This is a genomic window from Peptoniphilus sp. HMSC062D09, assembly GCF_001811425.1.
Taxonomy (GTDB): Bacteria; Bacillota; Clostridia; order Tissierellales; family Peptoniphilaceae; genus Peptoniphilus_A.
Genome location: NZ_KV804680.1, coordinates 1 through 1249, shown reverse-complemented (window position 1 = coordinate 1249; position 1249 = coordinate 1). Strand labels below are relative to the sequence as shown.

General features: G+C 41.4%; 1 protein-coding gene. It reads left to right on the top strand.

Annotated elements, in window-relative coordinates; translation table 11 throughout:
* Window positions 1-1194 carry an elongation factor Tu gene (tuf, locus tag HMPREF2801_RS00055; RefSeq protein ID WP_070609833.1) on the top strand — a complete coding sequence of 398 codons (1194 nt, stop codon included), beginning with the start codon at window positions 1-3 and terminating at the stop codon, window positions 1192-1194.
* Window positions 1195-1249: the final 55 nt, after the last annotated feature.

Sequence of the window (1249 nt, the reverse complement as noted above, 5' to 3'; positions counted from 1 at the left end):
ATGGCTAAAGCAAAATTTGAAAGAAATAAACCACACGTAAACATTGGAACAATCGGTCACGTTGACCACGGTAAGACAACACTAACAGCAGCAATCACACTTGTAATGAACAAGAGATACGGCGGCGGAGAATTCGTAGACTACGCACACATTGACAAGGCACCAGAAGAAAGAGAAAGAGGAATCACAATTTCAACATCTCACGTAGAATACGAAACACCAAACAGACACTACGCTCACGTAGACTGCCCAGGACACGCTGACTATGTAAAGAACATGATTACAGGAGCAGCACAAATGGATGGCGCAATCCTTGTAGTATCAGCAGCTGATGGACCAATGCCACAAACAAGAGAACACATCCTACTAGCTCGTCAAGTAGGCGTACCAAAGATTGTAGTATTCCTAAACAAAGAAGACCAAGTAGATGACCCAGAACTAATCGAATTAGTAGAAATGGAAGTAAGAGATCTACTAAGTGAATACGACTTTGACGGAGACAACACACCAATCGTAGTAGGATCAGCACTAAAAGCCCTAGAAGATCCAGACGGAGAATGGGGAGACAAAGTAGCAAAACTAATGGAAGAAGTAGACGCATACATTCCAACACCAGCAAGAGACACAGAACACCCATTCCTAATGCCAATCGAAGACATCTTCTCAATCACAGGAAGAGGAACAGTAGCAACAGGAAGAGTAGAACAAGGAGTAGTAAAAGTAGGCGACACAGTAGAAATCGTAGGCCTAACAGACGAAAAGAGACAAGTAGTAGTAACAGGTGTAGAAATGTTTAGAAAACAACTAGACCAAGCAGAAGCAGGAGACAACATCGGAGCACTACTAAGAGGCGTACAAAGAGAAGAAATCGAAAGAGGACAAGTTCTAGCAGCACCAGGAACAATTCACCCACATACAAAATTCGAAGCAGAAGTATATGTACTAACAAAAGAAGAAGGTGGAAGACATACACCATTCTTTAACGGATACAGACCACAATTCTACTTCAGAACAACAGACGTAACAGGAGATATCCAATTAAAAGAAGGAACAGAAATGGTAATGCCAGGAGACAACTCCACATTTACAGTAACACTAATCACACCAATCGCAATGGACGAAGGACTAAGATTCGCTATTCGTGAAGGTGGAAGAACAGTAGCATCTGGAGTAGTATCTAAGATTATCGACTAATCAATTAGATTAAAACAAAAAGCTTAAGGGCGAGGAAACTCGCTCTTATTTTTTT